The 19519-nt window shown below is 71.2% G+C and carries 12 protein-coding genes; 4 read left to right on the top strand and 8 right to left on the bottom strand.

The annotated features are described in order from the left end of the window. Window positions 1-546 precede the first annotated feature (546 nt). The 3 genes from WME97_RS21380 to WME97_RS21370 form a co-directional block, all read right to left on the bottom strand. Window positions 547-867 (bottom strand): hypothetical protein, encoded by a 321-nt coding sequence (locus tag WME97_RS21380; RefSeq protein WP_437554429.1) that lies wholly within the window; start codon window positions 865-867, stop codon window positions 547-549. Window positions 868-948: 81 nt separating this feature from the next. After that, on the bottom strand, window positions 949-1605 hold the full coding sequence (locus WME97_RS21375; protein WP_437554427.1) for a hypothetical protein: 657 nt from the start codon (window positions 1603-1605) through the stop codon (window positions 949-951). Window positions 1606-1700: 95 nt separating this feature from the next. Beyond that, window positions 1701-2915, bottom strand: coding sequence for a helix-turn-helix transcriptional regulator (locus tag WME97_RS21370; protein ID WP_437554425.1), 1215 nt, complete (start codon window positions 2913-2915; stop codon window positions 1701-1703). 1179 nt (window positions 2916-4094) lie between these two features. On the opposite strand from WME97_RS21370, the gene WME97_RS21365 reads away from it, so the two are divergent. Next, on the top strand, window positions 4095-4277 hold the full coding sequence (locus tag WME97_RS21365; RefSeq protein WP_437554424.1) for a hypothetical protein: 183 nt from the start codon (window positions 4095-4097) through the stop codon (window positions 4275-4277). A 170-nt stretch (window positions 4278-4447) separates the two neighbouring features. Next, complete coding sequence (locus WME97_RS21360) at window positions 4448-5911, top strand: alkaline phosphatase D family protein (protein ID WP_437554422.1); 1464 nt, start codon at window positions 4448-4450, stop codon at window positions 5909-5911. A gap of 103 nt (window positions 5912-6014) precedes the next feature. Here the strand turns inward: WME97_RS21360 and WME97_RS21355 are convergent, their stop codons facing one another. From WME97_RS21355 to mxcG, 5 genes are all read right to left on the bottom strand, one after another. Further along, window positions 6015-7421, bottom strand: coding sequence for an OmpA family protein (locus tag WME97_RS21355; protein ID WP_437554420.1), 1407 nt, complete (start codon window positions 7419-7421; stop codon window positions 6015-6017). 238 nt (window positions 7422-7659) lie between these two features. After that, a complete protein-coding gene (locus WME97_RS21350) occupies window positions 7660-8577 on the bottom strand; it encodes a trypsin-like serine protease (protein WP_437554418.1) in 918 nt (305 codons plus the stop codon). 195 nt (window positions 8578-8772) lie between these two features. Continuing rightward, window positions 8773-10026, bottom strand: coding sequence for an MFS transporter (locus tag WME97_RS21345; protein WP_437554416.1), 1254 nt, complete (start codon window positions 10024-10026; stop codon window positions 8773-8775). 10 nt (window positions 10027-10036) lie between these two features. Continuing rightward, the gene (locus WME97_RS21340) at window positions 10037-11359 is read right to left on the bottom strand and encodes an aminotransferase class III-fold pyridoxal phosphate-dependent enzyme (RefSeq protein WP_437554414.1); all 1323 of its coding nucleotides are present in this window, start codon (window positions 11357-11359) and stop codon (window positions 10037-10039) included. Between the two features lie 45 nt (window positions 11360-11404). Beyond that, the gene (gene mxcG, locus WME97_RS21335) at window positions 11405-15805 is read right to left on the bottom strand and encodes a myxochelin non-ribosomal peptide synthetase MxcG (protein ID WP_437554412.1); all 4401 of its coding nucleotides are present in this window, start codon (window positions 15803-15805) and stop codon (window positions 11405-11407) included. Window positions 15806-16397: 592 nt separating this feature from the next. Here mxcG and WME97_RS21330 point away from each other — a divergent pair. After that, a complete protein-coding gene (locus WME97_RS21330) occupies window positions 16398-16598 on the top strand; it encodes a hypothetical protein (protein ID WP_437554410.1) in 201 nt (66 codons plus the stop codon). 364 nt (window positions 16599-16962) lie between these two features. Beyond that, window positions 16963-19518, top strand: coding sequence for a TonB-dependent siderophore myxochelin receptor MxcH (gene mxcH / locus WME97_RS21325; RefSeq protein WP_437554408.1), 2556 nt, complete (start codon window positions 16963-16965; stop codon window positions 19516-19518). The last annotated feature ends 1 nt before the right edge of the window (window position 19519 follow it).

The following is a 19519-nucleotide window of genomic DNA, read 5'->3' as shown; positions in this document are numbered from 1 at the left end:
TCCGTTCCTGTCCCCGCCGCCGCATCCGCGTCGCGAGCGCCATTCTCACCGGCAACAGCACATCCAAACAAAACCATTGCGCAGCCGTCAAGCTCGCCCGGCAAACATCCTCCACCCGCAGAAAATTCAGCCCAAATCGCAACACCCCAGGGGCTAGCACTGCTGGAAAAGCGACTCTATGCCAACAACTTATCATGCATCTACGACGACGGCGACGAGGCAGGCCTGAGGTCAAGGGCTTGAGCGCTCTCATTGTGCGGCTGACACGGAGGGCTTCCGTTCCCGCGTGCAAACCCGATGGCTTTCCTACCGCGCCGGGATTAGGCGTCTCAGAATGCGGCGAACGAGCTATGCCCGAAATGCTTCGGGTAAGGCGAGGGCATCTTCGGTGATCCGTTGATGTTCGGACGGCAGGGCGATGCTACGTGGAGGCATCCCAGCAGGACCGCGGCGAGCGAGCAAGTGCGCATCGAGTTCTCGGAAGATCGCGACGGGGCTGATCCGGCTCATCCTCGGAGTGAGCAGGCCGAAGATCTGTCGCCTTGGTCACTGGAGCACACACGAGTCGAGCATCGAGGCGGGGGCATCGAGGATGCACGCATTGGTGCATGCGGACGTGTCGATCGCGCAGTCGTTCGTGCAGGCCAGCGTCTTGCGCGAGGGCAGGAAGTAGCCGGCGCCCATGATCGAGGTGCAGGTGGCGCCGCCGAGATCGCTCCCGTCGCACTGCTCCTCGCCGCCCTTCACCCCGTCACCGCACCCCCCGGCCGTGCCGCCGTCCGAGAAATCGCGCACCCTTTCGCCCGAGCAGCCAGCGAGCAGTCCGAGGGCCATGGCGAGGATCCACCATTGGCATGGATACGTCATCTTTAACCTCCTTGCCGAGCTCGTCGGCGTTCGAGATCCGACTGTCAATCTCCCGTGGATTCCAGCTGGCATACATTCGCTTCAGTCACTGATGCGGGTGAAGGTGACGGCGCCCCCGCCGGCGTTGAAAGTCGATCCTACGTTGTTCTCGGTAAATCGAACCGACACCTTGTCGTTCGCTTTGAGGACGAGCACGTCCGATCCGCTCATGTGCATGTTGCCACCAACCCAATCGTAAGTTAGATCGAGGCCAGCCTCGTCGAAGTTCCAGGTGCCATTGATGGAAAAGCGCATCGTAGCGAAGGCGTTGGTGTTTTCACACGTCGCACAAGTGCCCGTAAGCGACGCGGTGGCCAGATATTTTCCGTCGACGGGAGCTTTGAATTGCCAGTCGGCGCCCGTGGTCACGGCATTCGCGGAGTCATGGTCTTTCACGTCGTAGTCGACGGCCATGCCGAGGGACGGAAATGGCTCGCCCGAAAACGGTTGCTGTGTTTTGAGGTGATACCGCGCGCTGATCGGAGTCCGTAGCGACGTGACTCGGCTATCGAGATCGCTGAAGTTCGCGTTTAAATCGGCGGCGCTGAGCACGTCACCGATCTTCCACGTGTGCGGCACACTGGCGTAAGCGACGGCCCCAGCGCTCGCGAGGATGGCCAGCGGAATGCCGACGGTGAGCGCACGGCGCTTGATACGAGCCGGAATCTCGAAATCGATCACCACAATCTTGACCTGCATATCTCTCTCCTGTCGATTGCAGGTCGGAGCCTATCGGGCCGCCCGGGGCCGCCTCCATGGTCATTTTTTCGCGCCGAGGCAGCTGCTGCGCAACGCTAAGGCAGGCGCGCAGCAGCGAGCGCGCGGCGCGAGGGAGCGCCGCATTTGTGCAGGACGGATGCGACCTGGTTCGCCACGGTGCGGCTCGAGCGCTCGCGCAGGCGCGCGATCTCGGCGTTCGTCAATCCCCGGCGCAACAGCTCCAGCACCTCGCGCTCCGCGGGCGTCAGGGTCGCGACGGGGGCGCTCGACGAACGCACCCCGAACATGGCCGATGCGACCTCGACGAGCGCGTGTCGCGACCGAAGACCGACCTTCGCCGCAGCGCTGGCGAGCGCGGTCGATACGGAGCTGGGTGGCAGCCCGAGAGCGTAGGTGATGTCCTTGCCCGTGAAGCCTCGCGCCGCCATACGCAGCACGTCGATCTCCCGCGCCGAGAAGCGCGCATGAGGCTCGCCGATCGCGGCATTGCGGATCAGCAGGTAATGACGTTTTCCGTCGGTATCATCGCGGGGGACGACGCTGTAGCGACCGTCGATGAGGGCTTGCCAATCGCCGAGGGCGGCTGGGTCGTTGCGGCGGTCGCGCAGCCTCGCGCGCTCGAGCGTGAGCACACGCTCGGCGAGGCGTTCGCGCTGGGGGCACTCGATGCTCGCGTCGTCGAGGTCGAGGAACACGCCGCTCGGCGAGAGCACGGCGGTGACCGCGAGGTCGGGGCGATAGCGAAGGCGGAAGGCGCTGTCGAGGTGCCCGGCGACGCGGTGCAACAGGTGCTCCTCGGAGCGGGAGAGGGCGAATTCACGATCGAAGGGGAAGGAGAGTATGACGGGCAGCCCAGGCCGGGGGTAGGCATAGACCGCGAGCATGTCGCGGCCGCCCCAGCTCTCCACCACGGCGCGGAACGAGCCCCTCGCCCGCCCAGTGAGCTTCGCCTCGACCTCGCTGTGCGAAGCCACCGGCCGGCCGGGGTAGAAAACAGCGCGGACGATCTCGCTGTCACGCAAGACGACGGTGAGCTCGTCCGTGGGTGCGTTCATGCGCTCGAAGATCCTTGTCAGCGGCGGGTCGGACGCGACGCCGAACATGACCACGGCGTTGCTGTAATCGTCTTCATGGGCCAACGCACCCACGCTGAGGCCTCGCGGGGCGGCGACGACGCCTCCGATCGCGACGAGGAGATCGGCGGCCCACCGGAGGGTGTCGGGCTCCGGCTGGTACAGGGCCTCGAGCACCGAGATGAAGTCCGCACCCCGCCGAACAATTGACTGCATGGTCCCCCGCGCGGCGCGATGGCCTGTGCCGACGCGGAGCATAGCGGCGACGGATGTCGTTGTCATGACCCTCGTGTAGTCATGACCCTCGCTCCGAGGGGCGCGACGCGGGTCCGGCCGGACGCCCCGCACGAAATGAGGGCCTCGCGAATTTCTGGGGCGAGTAGGGGGAGATGGCCGCCGCCGGCGTCGGGGCCGTGGTGCAAGACTCGCCACATACCGGTCAATTCGAGTTCAGGTCTGTAAACGTCGGTACGCATGTGGTGTCACGGTCCATCCGACAGGGGCTAGAGCGACAAACGGGTTGAAACCGCCAGAAGAGAGCAGAATTCGAACCGCCAAGGCGCCAAGGACGCCAAGAAATTCACAAAAATCTTGGCGTCTTATGGCGCCTTGGCGGTTCACTTCTCGCTCGATCAACGTGATCGGTTTTCTAGGCCGCGCCAGGCGTTGCGCTGGCCGCACCCGCCGCTTTGGGGGCGCTCGCCCTTTCCGCCGTCTCGTGATCACTCGCCTCCTGCGCGACGCTCCCGTCGGAGCGCGACGAGGGCAGCCTGCCGAACGCCCAGGCCGGCCCGTTCCGGGAGATCGCGGGGGAAGAGCTCGGCAACGCGCGGACGGCCCCGCACGTCATGGCGGACGACGAGCGCTTCGCGCGCGACGCGTCCGTCGTCCATCTCGACGGCGACCCCTCGACGCTCGCCGCCGCCGGCTTCTTCGCGGCGACGCTTTACCCTGAGGACGCCTCGCCAGACCCCCTCGCTCCTCCGAACGCCATCGTCCGCTACGACGCCGCGGACGGCCGCTCGTTCGAGCGATCGCCAGCGACGGTCCTCGCGCCGGAGCTGCCCTGGGAGGGCGGCACGGTGGCGGCCCCGTCGGCGCTGCTCATACGCGGCGAGATCTGGCTCTACTACGCGGCGGCGGGCGGCATCGGGCTCGCGCGCAGCGCCGATGGGCTCCCTTCACGCGCGAGCCGGCGCCCGTGCTCGCGCCGAGCGCCAACGGTGGCGGCTGGGAGCGCGGCGCGGTCCCGAGGAGCCCCGGCGTGGTCCGCCTGCCCGACGGCTCGCTGCGCATGTTCTACCAGGTCGCCGGCGAGGCGCGCAGCGACGACGGCCTCGTCAGGGAGCGCGCCAGCGGCGCTCCTGCGCTCGATCCGGCGCCCTCCAGCGCGTGGTGGCGCCGGTGTTCGGCGCCTCGTCCGCGCTCTCGCCGCGCGCGCTCTCGGCGGCGGTCTACCCCGGGTTCTCGCTGCTCTTCGTCACGCAGGCGGCCGGGACGCGCCAGGGCCAGGGCTACCCCGTGGTCGCCGCCGGCGTCGCGCCAGCCGACGCCGCGCTCCCGCCCCCCACGCGGTGAGCGCGAGCGCGGATCTCCTCTGGCCCGACGCCCCGCCCCTCTCGCGAGCGCCTCGAGCGAGCCGAAAAACTTGCGTCCGGCCGCCCGCGACGAAACATAGGGGAGAGTGCCCGCCAGGACCACGACGCCTCTTCCCTCAGCCTGACGAGCTCTCGCCAGAGAGGCCGACCATGGCGTTCAAAAGCGCAGTCATCGGACACACGACGCAGACAACCAGCAGGATCTTGGCCGTCTTCGAGAGGCCCAAGGCGAGGGCGAGGCTGGCGTTCGCGGACGACAACGGCGTTCGCACGCTCGACGTGCCGATCAACAGCGCGCCGCCCTTCGGGCTCGCCACGTTCGAGCTGAGCGGGCTGAGCGGCGAGAGGGTTCGTTATGGCATCGTGGAGCACGACGCAGGAGATCCGCTCCCCACACCCGCCGACAACCTGAGCATCAACGGCTCCGCCTTCCGCACCGTCACGAACGGGCCGATTCGAATCGGTCTCGTGAGCTGCAACGACATCGACAACCACGAGTTTCCCAAGGAGCGGCGCGGGGCGATGTGGCGGGCGCTCAAGGCCCTCGTGGACGAAGGGAAGGTGAACCTCCTGGTTCACGCCGGTGACCAGATCTACGGCGACGGTGATCCCACGGGCTGGTCGGCCTCGGAGGGGCGCACCGCCGCGTACCGCAGGCACTACGTGCAGACGTGGTCGCACCCTGACGTGGCGGCGGTGCTCGGGAGCTGCCCGAACGTCATGATGTGGGACGACCACGAGATCTACGATGGGTGGGGGTCGAACAACAACGACGGCACCCCGCAGGCCGTGGAGCGCTACAGGGCCGCGGAGCAGGCGTTCAAGGAGTTTCAGGCGGCGCTGAGCCCGAGGGACCGCTTGAGCAGCTCGGGGTTCGGCTGGATCGCGAAGCACGGCGACATCGCCATCCTCGCGGTCGATGGGCGGTCGCAGCGCTCGTGGAAGAACGGGGCGATCCTGGGCAAGCAACAGCTCGACGACCTCGAGCTCAGGCTCAACGAGCTCGCGGCGCTCGATCTCAGGCACCTCTTCGTCGTGGTCGGCACGCCCGTCGTCTACCTGCCGCTCGCGGCGGCCGAGGCCCTCACGAACACGTTCAACATGGCCTCCATCGACGACATCCGGGACGGCTGGGCTGCCTCCAACAACCAGAACGAATGCAGGCGTTTTCTCATGTCTCTCATGAATTTCGCCGGCTTCAGCCCTCGCACCCAGGTGACGCTCATGGGCGGCGACATCCACGTCGGCACGATGGCGCACATCGACACGGTCCTCGGATTCGGGAAGCCGCGCTCGCGACCGCGCCTCTATCAGGTGACCGCATCCGGCATCGCGCGCCCTGCCCCCAAGGGGATGTCCCGCATCATCCTCTCGCTGCTGACGAACGGCGGCAGTCAGAACCTGTTCAACGGCGACATCAAGGGATTCCTCCGGGAGATCTCGGGGGCCGATCACAGGTACTGCGTCACGCATCGCAACTTTGCGATCCTCGATCCGAGCGACGGCGCAGACGACTGGGACAAGAACAACAACCTGGTGGTCCGCTTCCACGTGGAGAAGGACAACGGCGGCGTCGGCGTCCTCGAGCAAGTCCTCCCGAGAGTGCACACGTAGGCGCCGGCCGGGCATGCGCCGACCTTCTGACGGCGCCGGTACCCTGCTTCCGCAGGCCGGCGCCGGTACCTTGCTCCTTCCGTGGAGGGGGTGAGTCGCCGCTTCAGAGGCTCAGGACCATGACGTCGATCCGGCGGTTCTGCGCGCGTCCGCCAGCGGTGTCGTTCGACGCCACCGGTTGCTCGGCGCCCATCCCGGCCACCTCGATGCGATCGGGAGCGATCTGTCGCGCGGTGAGCTCGTTGCGCACCGCCTGGGCTCGCGCCAGCGACAGCGATCTGTTCCCCTCGGCGCCGCCCACGGCGTCGGTGTGCCCTTCGATGCGCACCCGCGCGGAGGGATAGGCGTCGAGGATGACGGCCAGCGCTTCGAGCTTCGGCCGCGAAGCTTCGGTCAACTCCGTGGTCCCGAAGCGGAAGCTCACGCCTTCCATCGAGAAGCGCTTGGGGCCATCCGCGGCTCCGGCGTCGAGGTACCGCGCGATCTCCGCCTCGGAGCCGTGCTCGTCGACGGAGAGGACCTTGCCGCCCGGGAGCGTCATCTCTCCGGCCGTGATCCTGAGCTGCTCGACGATCTCCGGCCCGTTGGGGGGTGTTTCGCTGGGCGCGGCGGCCGTGGGCGCTTCGCCGGGCGCGGCGGCCGCGGGCGCCTCGACGCGCGGCGCCTCGACCTGCGGCGGCGCGGCAGGCTGAGCGAGGTCCTCCCTCGGAGCCGCCGCGATCGGGGCTTCGTGCGTGGGCTCGGCGGCGGTGCGCTCCGCCCTGCGTTCGCGGGCGAACGCCCAGAGGCCTCCGAGCACCGCCGCTGCCAGCAAGGTCGGGAGCAGCCAATCTCGCGTCTGACGTTGACGGGCAGGCCCTTCACGCGAGGGAAGCGGGGTTGAAGACTCCGTCGTTCGGGACGGGACGGGCGATACCGCGTCATGCGGCCGTTCGCGCGCCGCCGCCGCGACGAAAGGAGCGCTCGCCGCCATGGAGGGAGCGAGGAACCCAGCGAGGCCCGCGGGGGCGCGCGGATCGTCCTTGAAGGCTTGCTTGTGGTGAGAGAGCAGATCAGCGAGCCCTCGCGCGGTCAGCCCTCTCGACCTCACCTCGCGGCCGAGCACGCACGCGACGATCGGAGCGACCAGGCCGAGCATCGCGGTCGAGCACCGCTGCTCCGCGCCGGAGGAGCGGGAGATGAGATCGATCATCCCGCTCGCGCGGTCGCCGAACAGGCGGGCGATCATCGACTGCCCATGCTGCGAGAGCTCCTCGGCCTGCTCGGCGTGGAGGGGCCCTGCTCTCCCGAGCAGACCTTCGTAGTCCCGCTCGGTGATCATCCTGAACAGCTGCGCTGCGCCGCTCTCCGAAGAGGCGACCTGAGCCATTCCGGCGAGCAGCGTCGGCACCGAGCTCTCCGCGGCGCCGCGCACGTTCGTCGGCGATTCATCGCTCAGGCCCAGCCCCTTCGTTGCGACCGAGATGAGCTCGGGCGTCAAGAAGCCCCTGGTTGTGTCCAGCAACGACATGGTTCCGATCCCTCCGGGAAGTGGTCATCGGCGCGGGCGAGGCAGCGTCATCGCGCACGCGACCCTGTCCGCATGAGCGTCGATGCCGTGCCTGTCTTCCGCTGACTCCGCGCGATGCGAGCGACGTGCCGGCACGCCCGCGCATCGCGCGCTGTGCCGCGGGTGCACACGGCCTGCACCTGCCGCGTCCTGCCCCTCGCGCTCGGCGAGGCGAGCCGGCGGCGATGGCGCGCGGCGCTCAGCGTCGTGCGAGCGCGGCCGTGCGGGCCTCGGCCGTCAGCGCGGCGAAGGCGTCCGTGCGCGTATACACGTGGTTGCCAGCCGCGGTGCACCCCGCGCCTCGCGACGTGATGCCCACCACGTCGCCGCGGTCGGCGTCGATCACCGGACCTCCCGAGTCGCCGGCGCAGGTCGCCCCCTCGATCTCGAACTCGCGCGGACCGAGGACCTTGCCCGTCGCCGGATCGGCGCGGGGCCCGACGGCGGCGACGAGGCGCGGACCGCGCGCGGCGCGGACGCCGAGCCGGTTGGATGCTCCGCCGCCGTACCCGACGGCGACCACGCTGTCGCCTGGATCGAGCGCCCCGACCTCGCGCACCCGCAGGGGCGCCACGTCGGTGAGGGGCCGGTCGAGCACCAGATAGGCGATGTCCGCGTCGCAGAGGACGCGCTCTTTCCCGTGCAGCGTGGCCACGGCGCGCGCCCGCGCGGCGTCGCGGGAGACATCGATATGGTCGCCGGTGTAAATGGCGATCTCGGAAGGATCGATGTCTCCGCCGATGTGATCGCCGTTGTGCGACTTGCCCGAGCGATCGCAGCGAGGGGCCGCCGTCAGGTTGCGCGAGATGCAGTGACGCGCGGTCAAGACGAGGTTCGGCTCGACGAGCGCGCCGCTGCACAGGCTCACGCGTCGCTCGCCGCCCCGGGGATCGCGGTGCGATACGGCCACGGCGACGACGGAGCGCGCGGCGCCGTCGATGAGGGGCTCAGGCGCGCCCTTCGCGAGGGGTGAAACCTCGGTGATCGGCGCGACCGCCGCCGCCGGAGGAGGCGAGGCTTCGGCCGGGATGACGGCGACGACGATGCGTGGGACGAGGGCCGCGACGAGGCAGCCAAGGCATCCCGCGAGGCGCGGGACGACAGACGGAAACACCATGGATGAGGTCACCGACAAAGAGCATGCGAGGAGCGGCCGTGCAAGCCGACCCTGGAGCTTTTCTCCAGCATCAGAAGGGGAGGTGCCCCCGATGGGGTGTTGTTCCCACAGGGGAGAATCAGAGATGGAAACCAGGTCAGTCAGGTGAGCGGCGCCCGGCTGGAGGCGCGCTCTCTGGACTCTCGCGCTCGTCGACTAGCCCCGGCCCTCCAGCGCGCGCGCGGCGCCGGCGCCGCTCGACGCGCCGAGGGCGACGTGTCGCTCGATCACGAAGATCAAGCACGACGACGCGAGCGTGAAGGCGATCGCCAGCGCGGCCACGGTGCCCATGCCGTCGAGGCGCTGGTCGGGGAGCTCGTGCAGCATCCTTGCCGCGAGGAACGCGGCGAGCGCCGACGAGAGGTGATCCACGGCCGACTGGATGGATCCGAAGCGCGCCCGCTCGGAGGGGAGCGGCACCTTCGAGGCGAGCGTGCCGTGGGAGATGTTGCGGATCGCCGTCCCGGTCATGAAGGCGACGAAGACGACGAGCACGGGCAGCCCCGGCACGTACGAGTGGAACCCGGCATAGAGGACGGCCACGAGCATCGCCGCCCCGACCAGGCTCGTGCGGAACGCGCCGACGCGATCGATCAGCGCGCCCGCGGTGCGCATCACGACGAAGGTGAGCGCGCCGCCCACGAGGTAGAGCAGGCCGAGCCGCTCGCGCGGATAGCCGAGGTTGTTCTGCACGTAAGCCGAGATGTTCGGGATGACGAGGAACGACGCCATCGTCATGACCGCCGTCGTCGCGTACGAGAGCAGCACGAGCGGGCGGCCGACGAGCGCGCGGAGCTCGCGCAGGGCGTTTTCCTCGGCGCGCGCCCGCGCCCCGGCGAGGTGGCCGCGCATCGAGGGGAGCAGCAGCAGCGCGAGCGCCGCGACGGTGAGCCCGAGCGCCGCGACGGCGAAGAACGGAGCCTGGAAGCCGCCGCGCCGCGCGAGCTCGAGGCCGGCCGGCACCCCGAGCACCGCGGCCAGGGAGTAGGCGCCCATCACGACGCCCATCGCCTTGCCGCGCCGCTCCGGCGGGATCGCGTCCGCGACGATGGAGAACGCGATCGAGGTCGCGGGCCCCCCGAAGGCCCCGGCGAGCACGCGCGCCGCGAGGAGGCTCGGCAGGCCGGTGGCGAGGCCGCCAGCGGCCGTGCCGAGGACGAGGCCGAGCATCGCGACGGCCAGCGCGCTGCGCCGGTCGAAGCGGTCCAGGAAGAACGCGCCGGCGACCCCCGAGACCGCCGCCGCCGCGGTGTAGCTGCCGCCGATCAGGCCGATGTCGGACATCGGGATGCCGAGCGCGACAGCGAAGTCCGGCCCGAGCGGCATGACGACCATGAAGTCGAGCAGGTTGACGAACTGGACCGCGGCGATGAGGAACAGGAGCGTCCGTTCGGAGCGAGCGTTCTGCACGACCGTGGGCTCAGCTCCGGGCCTTCGCGCCCGCGCCGCGCTCGATCACGCCGCGGCTCGCCAGCTCGAGCAGCGCGTCGTGCGCCGCGTCGATCGTGTGATCGATCTGCGCCTCGGTGTGGGCGCCGCAGAGGAAGTTGACGTCGCGCCGCAGCAGGACGCCGCGCCTCGCCATCGCGCCGACGAACGGCTCCATGCGCTTCGTGTGGACGGCCAGATCCTCGGCCATGAGGAAGAAGGGGATCGCGTCGTACCCCACGACGCGCAGCGGGAAGCCGCCCTGCTCCGCGCGCCGGTTGATGCCCTCGCGGAGCCGCTTCCCGAGCGCGGCGACCTTCGCGATGTAGTCGGTCTCGCGGTACTCGCGCAGCGCCGCCCTGCAGACCTCGAGCGAGAGCATCTCGCCGCCGAACGTCGTCGACACCTGGAGCTCCGAGAGCCGGCTCATCACCTGGCGCGGGCCGGCGATCGCCGACAGCGGCATGCCCGCGGCGATGCCCTTGGAGAGGCACACGAAATCGGCCTCGATCTGGTAGTACTCCTGCGCGCCGCCGCGGGCGAGCCGGAAGCCCGTGACGACCTCGTCGAGGACGAACAGCACGCCCTGGGCGCGGCACGCCTCGCGCACCTCGCGCAGGTACTCCGCCGAGACGCACCGCTTGTAGGGCAGCGAGAGCAGCACGAGGGCGAGCTCCGGGCCCTTGCTGGCGATGAGATCGAGCAGCGGCTGCTCGTCGGCCTCGGCCATGAGCGGCATGCGGTGGGTGTACTCGCGCAGCACCGCCGGGACGCCGGGGGTGTCGAACATGAAGTGGTCGTGCCAGCCGTTGTAGCCGATGGTGACGACCTTCTCCCTGCCGGTCACGTGGCGGGCGAGCCGGATGGCCGCCGACGTCGCGTCCGCGCCGGTCTTGAAGAAGCGGGCCATCTCGGCGCCCGGGGTCAGCGCGACGAGGTCCTGCGTGGCGGTGACCTCGACCTCCGTCGGCAGCGAGTGAAGGATGCCCCTGTCGAGCCGCCGCCGGATGGCGTCGACGACCGCGGGGTGGTTGTGCCCCAGCGTGTTCGCCCCGAGCCCGCAGATGTAGTCGATGTACTGGTTGCCATCGACGTCGCGCACCAGCGCGCCCTCGCCGCCCTCGAGGTACACGGGGAACGAGCCGAGCGCGAACATCTCCGGCCGCTTCATGAGCGACTGCGTGACGCCGGGGATGAGCCGGCGCGCCTCGGCGAGCAGCGCGTTCGAGCGGTCGAGCCGGAGCCCCTCCGCGGCGCCTTGCGGCGCGCCGCCTCCCTGCTTCCTGTCCCGTGGGTCGATCGTCTGTGTGGTCATCGTTGTCGTTCTCTCTGGCTGGAGGTTCTCGTCCGTGAGCCGGTGTCATGCGGGGCGCGGCGCTCGCCGCGCCGCGCTGGAAGGGGGCGGCAGGAGACCTTCCTCGACGCAGCGATCGAGGTAGCGGTAGAAGAGCGCGCGATCGATCGGCGGGCACGTGATGCCGGTGCCGGCCAGGCCGCGCTCCAGGTTGTCGCAGCGCACGCGCCCGATGCCGAAGGTCGCCTCTCCGTCGGCCGGGGCCGACTGGAGATCGAAGAACGCGAGCGTGGCGCTGTCCGCGGCGTCGGCGCCGTCCTTCAGCCGCGCGCGCCACGCCGCGACAGGGCGTCGCTCGACCGGGTAGCCGTAGTCGCGCGCCCAGTCGAAGAGCTCCGTCAGCCGGACCTCGGGCGCAGGGGCGACGTTGACCACGGCGCCCGTTGGCTGCGCGCTGAGGGAGAGACGCACGATCGCGCGCCCCACGTAGTCGACGGGCGTCCACACCTCCCTCACGTCGAGATCGGGCAGGACGCCGGCGGGGATGCCGGCCCGCAGCAGCCGGAAGACCAGATCCTGCTCGTTGACGACGCCGGTGTCGGGCGCGCCGACGACGCGGCCCAGGCGGTACACGGCGACCGGCAGCCCGCGCTCCGCGGCCTGCTGCACAAGGCGCTCGGCCGCCCACTTGCTCTGCTGGTAGCCGTCGCGTAGGCCGGGGTGCGGCGGCACGAACGCCTCCGCGACCTCGGGGCTCGCCGCGATGCCCGGGGCCACGGCGAGCGTCGACACGTGGTGCAGCGGCTTGGGGCGCACCGCCGCGGCCAGGCGGAGCGCCTCGCGCGTGCCGATCACGTTGGCGGCGCGCAGGCTGCGGTAGTCGCGCACGAGGCTCACCACCGCGGCGTTGTGGTAGATGGCGTCGCACTCCGCGGCGAGCTGACCGAACCGCGCGGCGCTCAGCCCGAGGCGGGGCTGCGTCAGGTCGGCGGGCACGGCGAGCACCCGCGCATCGATGCCGTCCACCGGCAGGCGCTGCTTCGAGAGCGCCTGCCGGATCCGCTCCGCCGCGTGCGCCTCGCTCTCGGCGCGCACCAGGCAGACAACGGTCGCGTCCGTCTGCGTCAGGAGCTCGTGGAGCAGGTGCGCGCCGACGAAGCCGCTCGCGCCGGTGAGCACGACCTGCCGCGGGCGACCGCCGCCGCCGGACCACGCGAGCGATCGGGGGACGACGTCCTCGGGGAGCTCGGCGTCGGCCAGCATGGCGCCGGGGGTCTCGCCGCTCGTCGGCGCCGCCGCCGCCGCGCCCTGCGCCTCGTCGAGGGCGCGCGCGAGCGCCGCGACGGTCGGGTGGCGGAAGACCATCGCGACGGGGATCTCGCGCCCGAGAGCGACGCTGAGCCGGTTGGCGACCTGGATGGTCTGCAGCGACTGGCCGCCGCGCTCGAAGAAATCGTCGTGCGCCGACAGGCCGCTCACGCCGAGCACCTGCTCCCAGACCTGCAGCAGCTGCCGCTCGAGCGCCGTCGCGGCGGCAGGCGCCTCCGCCGCCGCGGCGATCGGCGCCTCCCGCAGCGCCTTGCGGTCGATCTTGCCGGAGCTCGTCCTCGGCAGCCGATCGGTGAGCACGAAGGCCGAGGGGATGGCGGCCGCGGGGAGCAGCGAGCGCGCGTGCCGGCGGAGCTCGGCCGGCGACGGGGCGGGGTCCTCGGCGACGAGGAACGCGGACAGGCGCTTGCCGCCGCCGGCCGAGGCGTGCCCGATGACGGCCGCCTCCCGCACGGAAGGGTGGCGCAGGAGCGCGGCCTCGATCTCGAGCGGATCGACGCGGTGGCCGCTGATCTTGAGCTCGTCGTCGACGCGCCCGACGAAGACCATCTGCCCGTCCGCCCGCTGGAGGACGAGATCGCCGGTGCGGTACGCGCGCGGGCGGCCCTCCAGCTGGTCGAGCACGACGAAGCGCGCGGCGTCGAGGTCCGGCCGCCCGAGGTACCCCCTCGCCAGCCCGGGCCCGATGAGGTGGAGCTCGCCCACGGCGCCCCGCGGGACCAGCCGGCGCTGCGTGTCGACGATGGCCGCGCGGACCCCGGGAAGCGGCGTGCCGATCGGCGCCTCGTCTCCAGCCTCGTCCGGCGCGTCGCCGCCGCTCAGCGTGGCGGCCGAGGCGACGACGGTCGCCTCGGTGGGGCCGTAGGTGTTGAGCAGCCGCGCGCGCCGACCGACGGCGCGGCGGAAGCGCTCGACGCGCTCGGGCAGCGCCGCCTCGCCGCCGATGATGACGGTGCGGACGCCCTCGGGGAGCGACGCCGCGTCGGTCGAGAGGCCGTAGGCGAGCTCGTGCCAGAACGCGGTCGGCAGATCGAGGACGGTGATCCGGTGCCTTTCGCAGGCGTCGAGCAGCCGCGGCACGGATTGCAGCATCTCGTCCGTGCGCAGCACCAGGGCGGCGCCCGCGCAGAGGGTCAGGAAGATCTCCTCGACGCTGGCGTCGAAGTGCAGCGGCGCGAACTGCAGCACCCGGTCGTCGCGGCGCAGGTCGTAGCGGTGGGTCGCAGCCGCCACGAAATGGGCCAGCGCGCCGCGCTCGATCATGACGCCGTTCGGGCGGCCGGTGGAGCCGGACGTGTAGATGACGTACGCCAGGTGCTCCTCCGCGCCCTGGACCGGCGCCCGCGCCGGCGCGCCGTGGATGGCCTCGTCCAGGAGCACGAGGCGCGCCTCGCGATCGCTCCCCACCTTCGCGGCGTGCTGCGACGTCGTGACGACGATCGCCGGCCTGGCGTCGTCGAGGATCGCCGTGGTCCTCGATTGCGGCCCGTCCGGATCGAGCGGGAGGTAGCCTGCGCCAGCGTAGAGCGCGCCGAGGATCGCGGTGATGGCGCCGACGCTGCGCGGAAGGAGCACCGCGACAAGCGTGTCCGGCCCGGCGCCGAGCGCGGCGAGCCGGGCGGCGAGCCGCCGGGCGGCGAGGTCGAGCTCGCCGTAGGTCACGCGCTCGAGGCCGTGATGGACGGCGGTCGCGTCCGGCCGCTCGCGCGCGCGCAGGGCGATCTGCTCGACGACGGGGCGCGCCGGCGCGGGCAGCGGGCCCCCGTCGAGCAGCGCGCCGGGCTGCCCGGCCGCCTGCGCGCCGGGCGCGCGCGCCGCGGCCCGGGGGAGGTCGATCTCGGCGCGATCGATGGCCTGCTCGGGGGCGGCGGCGACCGCCTCCAGGAACGCGAGGAAGCGCCGCTGGTGCGCCGAGAGATCCTCGTCGCCGTAGCAGGCCGGGTTGGCGTCGAGGTCGAGCCGCGGCCCGCGCCCGTCCGACCTCGCGTAGACGCCGAACGACAGATCCTCGACCGGGCCGGCGGAGATGTTGTGCGCGACGCCGCGATGCCCCGCGAAGCGCAGGTCGTAATCGAACGGCATGATGTTGACCACCGGGCCGAACAGCCGGCGGCCGCCGCCGATCAGCTTGAGATCCCGGCGGAGCTGCTCGTAGCGATACCGCAGGTGCGGCCGGATGGCCGCGAGCTCGGCCGCGACCTGCCGGGTGACATCGACGAGGCTCGCGCCCTCCGCGACCGGCACCCGCAGCGGGACGATGTTCATGACCATGCCCGGGATGCGCAGCGACACCGAGCCGAGGCGCCCCATCACGGGCAGCCCCAGGACGATCTCGGGCGCGCCCGTGAGCCGGTGCGCGTACGCCGCGGTCGCGGCGACCACGACGTCAGGCCAGGTCGCCTTCGCCTGGCGCGCCACGTCCTTCAGCTGGTCGACGGTGGACGGCGCGAGCGACGCCGTCCGGCGCAGGCAGGCGCGCGACGCGGGCGCCGGCTCGTCGCCGAGGCTCACCGGCTCGGGCCGGTCGGCGAAGCGCTGCGTCCAGAAGGCGCGATCGCGCTCCAGATCGGGGGAGGCGCGGTAGGCCAGATCCTCGTCGACGACCCGGCGCAGCGACCCGAAGGCGCCGCCTTCGCTCGATCGGCCCTCGACGCGCGCTGTGTAGATCTCGGCCACCCGCCGCGCGATCAGCGAGAAGCCGTAGCCGTCCAGCGCGATGTGGTGCGCGCGCTGGTACCAGAAGAGGCGGTCGGGTCCCGCCGTGAACAGCGCCTCCGTGAAGAGGGGCCCGCGCGCGAGATCCACCGGCCTCGCGAGATCCTCGCGCATCCACGCCTCGGCCGCGGCGAACGCGTCCGGCGCCGCGCTGACGTCGACGCGGTGTACAGGGAAGTCAGGGGACAGGTCGAGGCGCTGGCGCGGCCCACCCGCCTCGCTCGTGAAGCGCACGTGCAGCGTCTCTGCCTCCGAGGCGGCCTGGCGTATCGCGGCCTCGAGGGTCGCGAGATCGATGGCCCCGCAGATCTCGACGCACTCGCCCGCGTTGTACACGGGGCTCGCGGGGTCGAGCTGCTGGCCTAGCCAGATACCGTGCTGCGCGGCCGACAGCGGCCAGCGCGCGTCCTGAGGAGCGACCATGACGACAACCCTCCTGGTTCAACCGGCGCTCGACGGGACCGCCGCCAGAGGCACGCTCGCGGCAGGCGATCCGCGGCCCGCGACGACGGCGCAGAGGCGGCCGTGACGCCCGAGCCAGCGCTGTTGGAACGAAAGCGGAGCCCGCCGGCGCAGCGGGGCCCGAGCCCCGAGAGCACGCAGGGCAGGGGCGCCGGACATCGCCCCGACAGCGCACCCAGCTCGATGACGCCGCGATGGGCGTGACCATCTCGGCGCCGACGAGCGAATGAAAATGAAAACTACTTTCAAGTTCGTTTATGGTGAGGTAGGGTGGGCATTGTCAAGCGAATTCGTTGGGACTCCCGCCGCGGGCCACCGTCCCGTGCTGGCCTGTCCGCGTCAGCGAGGCATGGCGCCGGCGACCCGAGCGAGCGCGAGATCGCGCCGTTTCGGCCGCGATCTCGCGCTGCTCGGACCTTCGGACGTCGCGACGCCTCGTGGACGCTCTCCGACCGCTTTCGCTTGACAACACTGTTGGTAGCATGGCAGGTTTCGGATTGAAAATGAAAGTGACTTTCATTATTGAAAGTGGGGTTCCACGATGGACAACCTGATGTCGAAGGCGACTGCTCCGCTCGACAGCCGGTGTGATCACTGCGGCGTTGCTGGACGTGCCGAGCCCAATTCCGTGCGCTGCGGCTGCGGCAGCCTCCTCGCCCGGTATGTGCCCGGCGGCGTCGAGCTGAAGTGCCGGCGGTGCAAGCGCGTCGTCGTCGTCCCGGTCCCGGCGGCGGCGGAGGACGTGAGCGGTTGAATCTCCCAGGGCGCTGACATGACAGCTCGCGGCGGCGACCCCTGGCCAGCGCGGTTTGCGCCACCCGGAGAGGCCTGAAGAGCCGGCGAGCGAGACGCCACGACAACCAGCTTGCGCAGAGCCGGCCAGAGCGCCGCTTCGTCACGCTCCGGTGAGCATGCCCGGTGATCTCATGATTCGATTGCAGCCCTTGCGTTGGGTGGTGGTCAACTTCGCCCGAGAAAGATCACAGGGAGACGGGGAGACAGGGATATTCACTAGGTTCTTTCTCCCTGCCTCCCCGCCTCCCTGTTCAAATTGGACCAGTCCCTTGCGTTGCGCCGCGCTGGCCGGGACTCTGGTCCTCGCCCCCTCCGGTGCCCTGTTGGCCTTCGCGGCGGACGCGCGGGCGAGCGAAGAGGCCCCTGCCGGAGAGGTCGGCGAGGGAGCGGTACCCGGGGCCGAGGCAGCGCCGGCGGCGCGCGCCCCGGGCGATGGCGTCGCGCTCGCGGTGCGCCCGCCCGAGCTCAAGGGCGCGGTCGAGGCGGCGTATCCCCAGGCGGCGCGCGAGGCGGGGGTGGAGGGGAGCGTCGTGCTGCGGCTGACGATCGACGCGGAAGGGCGTGTCACCAGCGCAGAGATCGCCGAGCCCGCGGGCCACGGGTTCGACGAGGCCGCGCGGCAAGCGGCGCTGCGCTTCCGCTTCACGCCGGCCCGGCGAGGCGACCGGAGCGTCGCGTCGCGCATCCTCTACCGCCACGACTTCCGGCTGCCTGCGCCCGCTCCCGCGGCCGCGCCCATCGCGGGCGCCGCCGGTGCCGCGCCCATCGCGGGCGCCGCCGGTGCCGCGCCCGTCACAGGCGCCGCCGGTGCCGCGCCGGTCGCCGGCGCCGCAGGGCCAGCGCTGCCCGCGATCGAGGTGAGCGTGCGGGGGGCCTCCGAGGCCGAGCGGCTCCGGACCTCCGCGCAGGCGGTCCAGGTGATCGAGACCGTCGAGGCCAGGCGGCAGGCCGCGGATCTCGGCCAGGTGCTGGCGCGCGCCGAGGGCGTGAGCGTGCGCCGCCTCGGCGGGCTCGGCTCCGACGCGCGCTTCTCGCTGAACGGCCTCACCGACGACCGGATCCGCTTCTTCCTCGACGGCGTGCCACTCGACCTCGCCGGGCACTCCTTCGGGGTCGCCAACGTGCCGGTCAACCTCGTCGAGCGCGCCGAGATCTACCGCGGCGTCGTCCCGCTGCGCTTCGGCACGGACGCGCTCGGCGGCGCGGTGAACCTGGTGACCGATCAGGACACGCGCGGCACGGGCGCGTCGGCGTCCTATCAGGTCGGCTCCTTCGGCACGTACCGGCTGACCCTTGGCGCGCGCCACGCGCACGCGCCGAGCGGCCTCTTCGCCCGCGCGAGCGGGTTCGTCGATCGCGCGCGGAACGACACCCCGATCGACGTCATGGCGTTCGACGAGAGCGGGCGCATGTCGCCCGCGCGCGCCCGGCGGTTCCACGACGGCTACGTCGCGGCCGGCGGCGCAGCCGAGGTGGGGGTCGCCCGGCGGCCGTGGGCCGACCGCCTGCTCCTCCGCGCCTTCTTCACCTCGCACGACAAGGAGGTGCAGCACGGCCTGCTCGTCGACATGCTCGACGGCAGGGTCAAGTCGCCGCCCTTCGGAGAGGTCACCTTCGGCAGGCAGACCGGCGGCGCGCTGCTGCGGTATGCGCAGCCGTTCTCCGGGAGGGCGCGGCTCGACGCCCTCGCGGGGTACTCGTATGCGCGCACCACCTTCCTCGACGTGGCCACGTGCACCTACGACTGGTCGGGCGGCTGCGTGGAGCGCCCGTATCGGGGCGAGGTCGGGGAAGACGCGAACGACCAGCAAGTCCGCCAGCACACCGCCTTCGCTCGCGTCAACCTGGCCTGGCACCCTGCGACCGAGCACCTGCTGCGCTTCGGGCTCTCGCCGAGCCACGTGACGCGCACAGGGAGGAACCTTGTCGTGGCCGACCCCGAGAAGGATCCGCTGACCGCGGAGCGGGCGCTGTGGAGCGCCGTGGCAGGCGTCGAGTACGAGGCCAGGCCCCTCGAAGGCCGGCTCGCGAACATCGCCTTCGCCAAGCTCTACCTGCACGGCGTCCGCACCCGGGAGCACCTGCCGAGCGGCCGGATCGGCGACGTCGACCGAGCGACCCACCGGGTGGGGGCAGGGGACAGCCTGCGCTTCCGCTTCACCGACGCCCTCTACGCCAAGGCCTCGTATGAGTTCGCCACCCGCCTGCCGACGCCGGAGGAGCTGTTCGGCGACGGAGGGCTCATCGTCTGGAATGTCCACCTGGAGCCGGAGGCGAGCCACAACGTCAACCTCGGCGTGACCCTGGAGCGCGCGGAGACGGGCGCGGGACAGCTCCGGTTCAGCGCCAACGGCTTCGGTCGCTTCACCGAGGATCTGATCACGCTGCGAAGGCACCTGGGCTACTCGGAGTACGGAAACACGCTGTCGGCGCGATCCGTCGGTATCGAGTCGACAGCCGGGTGGACCTCTCCGGGCGACTGGCTGTCGGTCGACGGTCACGTCACATGGCAGGACTTCCGGGACGGCTCGACCGGCGTTCGCATCCAGAACCAGCCGTACCTCTTCGGCGGGGTCGCGGCGCGCGCGCGGTGGCCCGAGATCGCGGCGAGGCGTGATGCCCTGTCGCTGACCTGGCATGCCGATTACGTACACGCCTTCTTCGTCGGCCCGGAAGGCCGCGGCGCGGCCGACTCCAAGGCGGAGATTCCGTCCCAGCTCGTGCACACGCTCGCGCTCACGTACCTGGTCGAGCGCGGCGGATGGACGGTGAGCTCGACCGTCGAGGTGCAGAACCTCACCGACGAGAAGGCCTTCAGCTTCTACGGCGTCCAGCGCCCGGGGCGAGCGGCGTACGCCAAGCTCGCCTTGAGCCTGTGAG

This window comes from Sorangium sp. So ce367 (assembly GCF_051520455.1).
Taxonomy (GTDB): Bacteria; Myxococcota_A; Polyangia; order Polyangiales; family Polyangiaceae; genus Sorangium; species Sorangium cellulosum_B.
Note: the sequence above shows the minus strand (reverse complement) of the source record. Positions and strands in the feature narration are given on the sequence as shown.

What these genes read in the sequence shown, in the direction of transcription:
- WME97_RS21380 (WP_437554429.1), bottom strand. Translation starts at nt 867, where the DNA reads ATGACGTATCCATGCCAATGGTGGATCCTCGCCATGGCCCTCGGACTG.
- WME97_RS21375 (WP_437554427.1), bottom strand. Translation starts at nt 1,605, where the DNA reads ATGCAGGTCAAGATTGTGGTGATCGATTTCGAGATTCCGGCTCGTATC.
- WME97_RS21370 (WP_437554425.1), bottom strand. Translation starts at nt 2,915, where the DNA reads ATGCAGTCAATTGTTCGGCGGGGTGCGGACTTCATCTCGGTGCTCGAG.
- WME97_RS21360 (WP_437554422.1), top strand. Translation starts at nt 4,448, where the DNA reads ATGGCGTTCAAAAGCGCAGTCATCGGACACACGACGCAGACAACCAGC.
- WME97_RS21355 (WP_437554420.1), bottom strand. Translation starts at nt 7,421, where the DNA reads ATGTCGTTGCTGGACACAACCAGGGGCTTCTTGACGCCCGAGCTCATC.
- WME97_RS21350 (WP_437554418.1), bottom strand. Translation starts at nt 8,577, where the DNA reads ATGGTGTTTCCGTCTGTCGTCCCGCGCCTCGCGGGATGCCTTGGCTGC.
- WME97_RS21340 (WP_437554414.1), bottom strand. Translation starts at nt 11,359, where the DNA reads ATGACCACACAGACGATCGACCCACGGGACAGGAAGCAGGGAGGCGGC.
- mxcG (WP_437554412.1), bottom strand. Translation starts at nt 15,805, where the DNA reads ATGGTCGCTCCTCAGGACGCGCGCTGGCCGCTGTCGGCCGCGCAGCAC.
- WME97_RS21330 (WP_437554410.1), top strand. Translation starts at nt 16,398, where the DNA reads ATGTCGAAGGCGACTGCTCCGCTCGACAGCCGGTGTGATCACTGCGGC.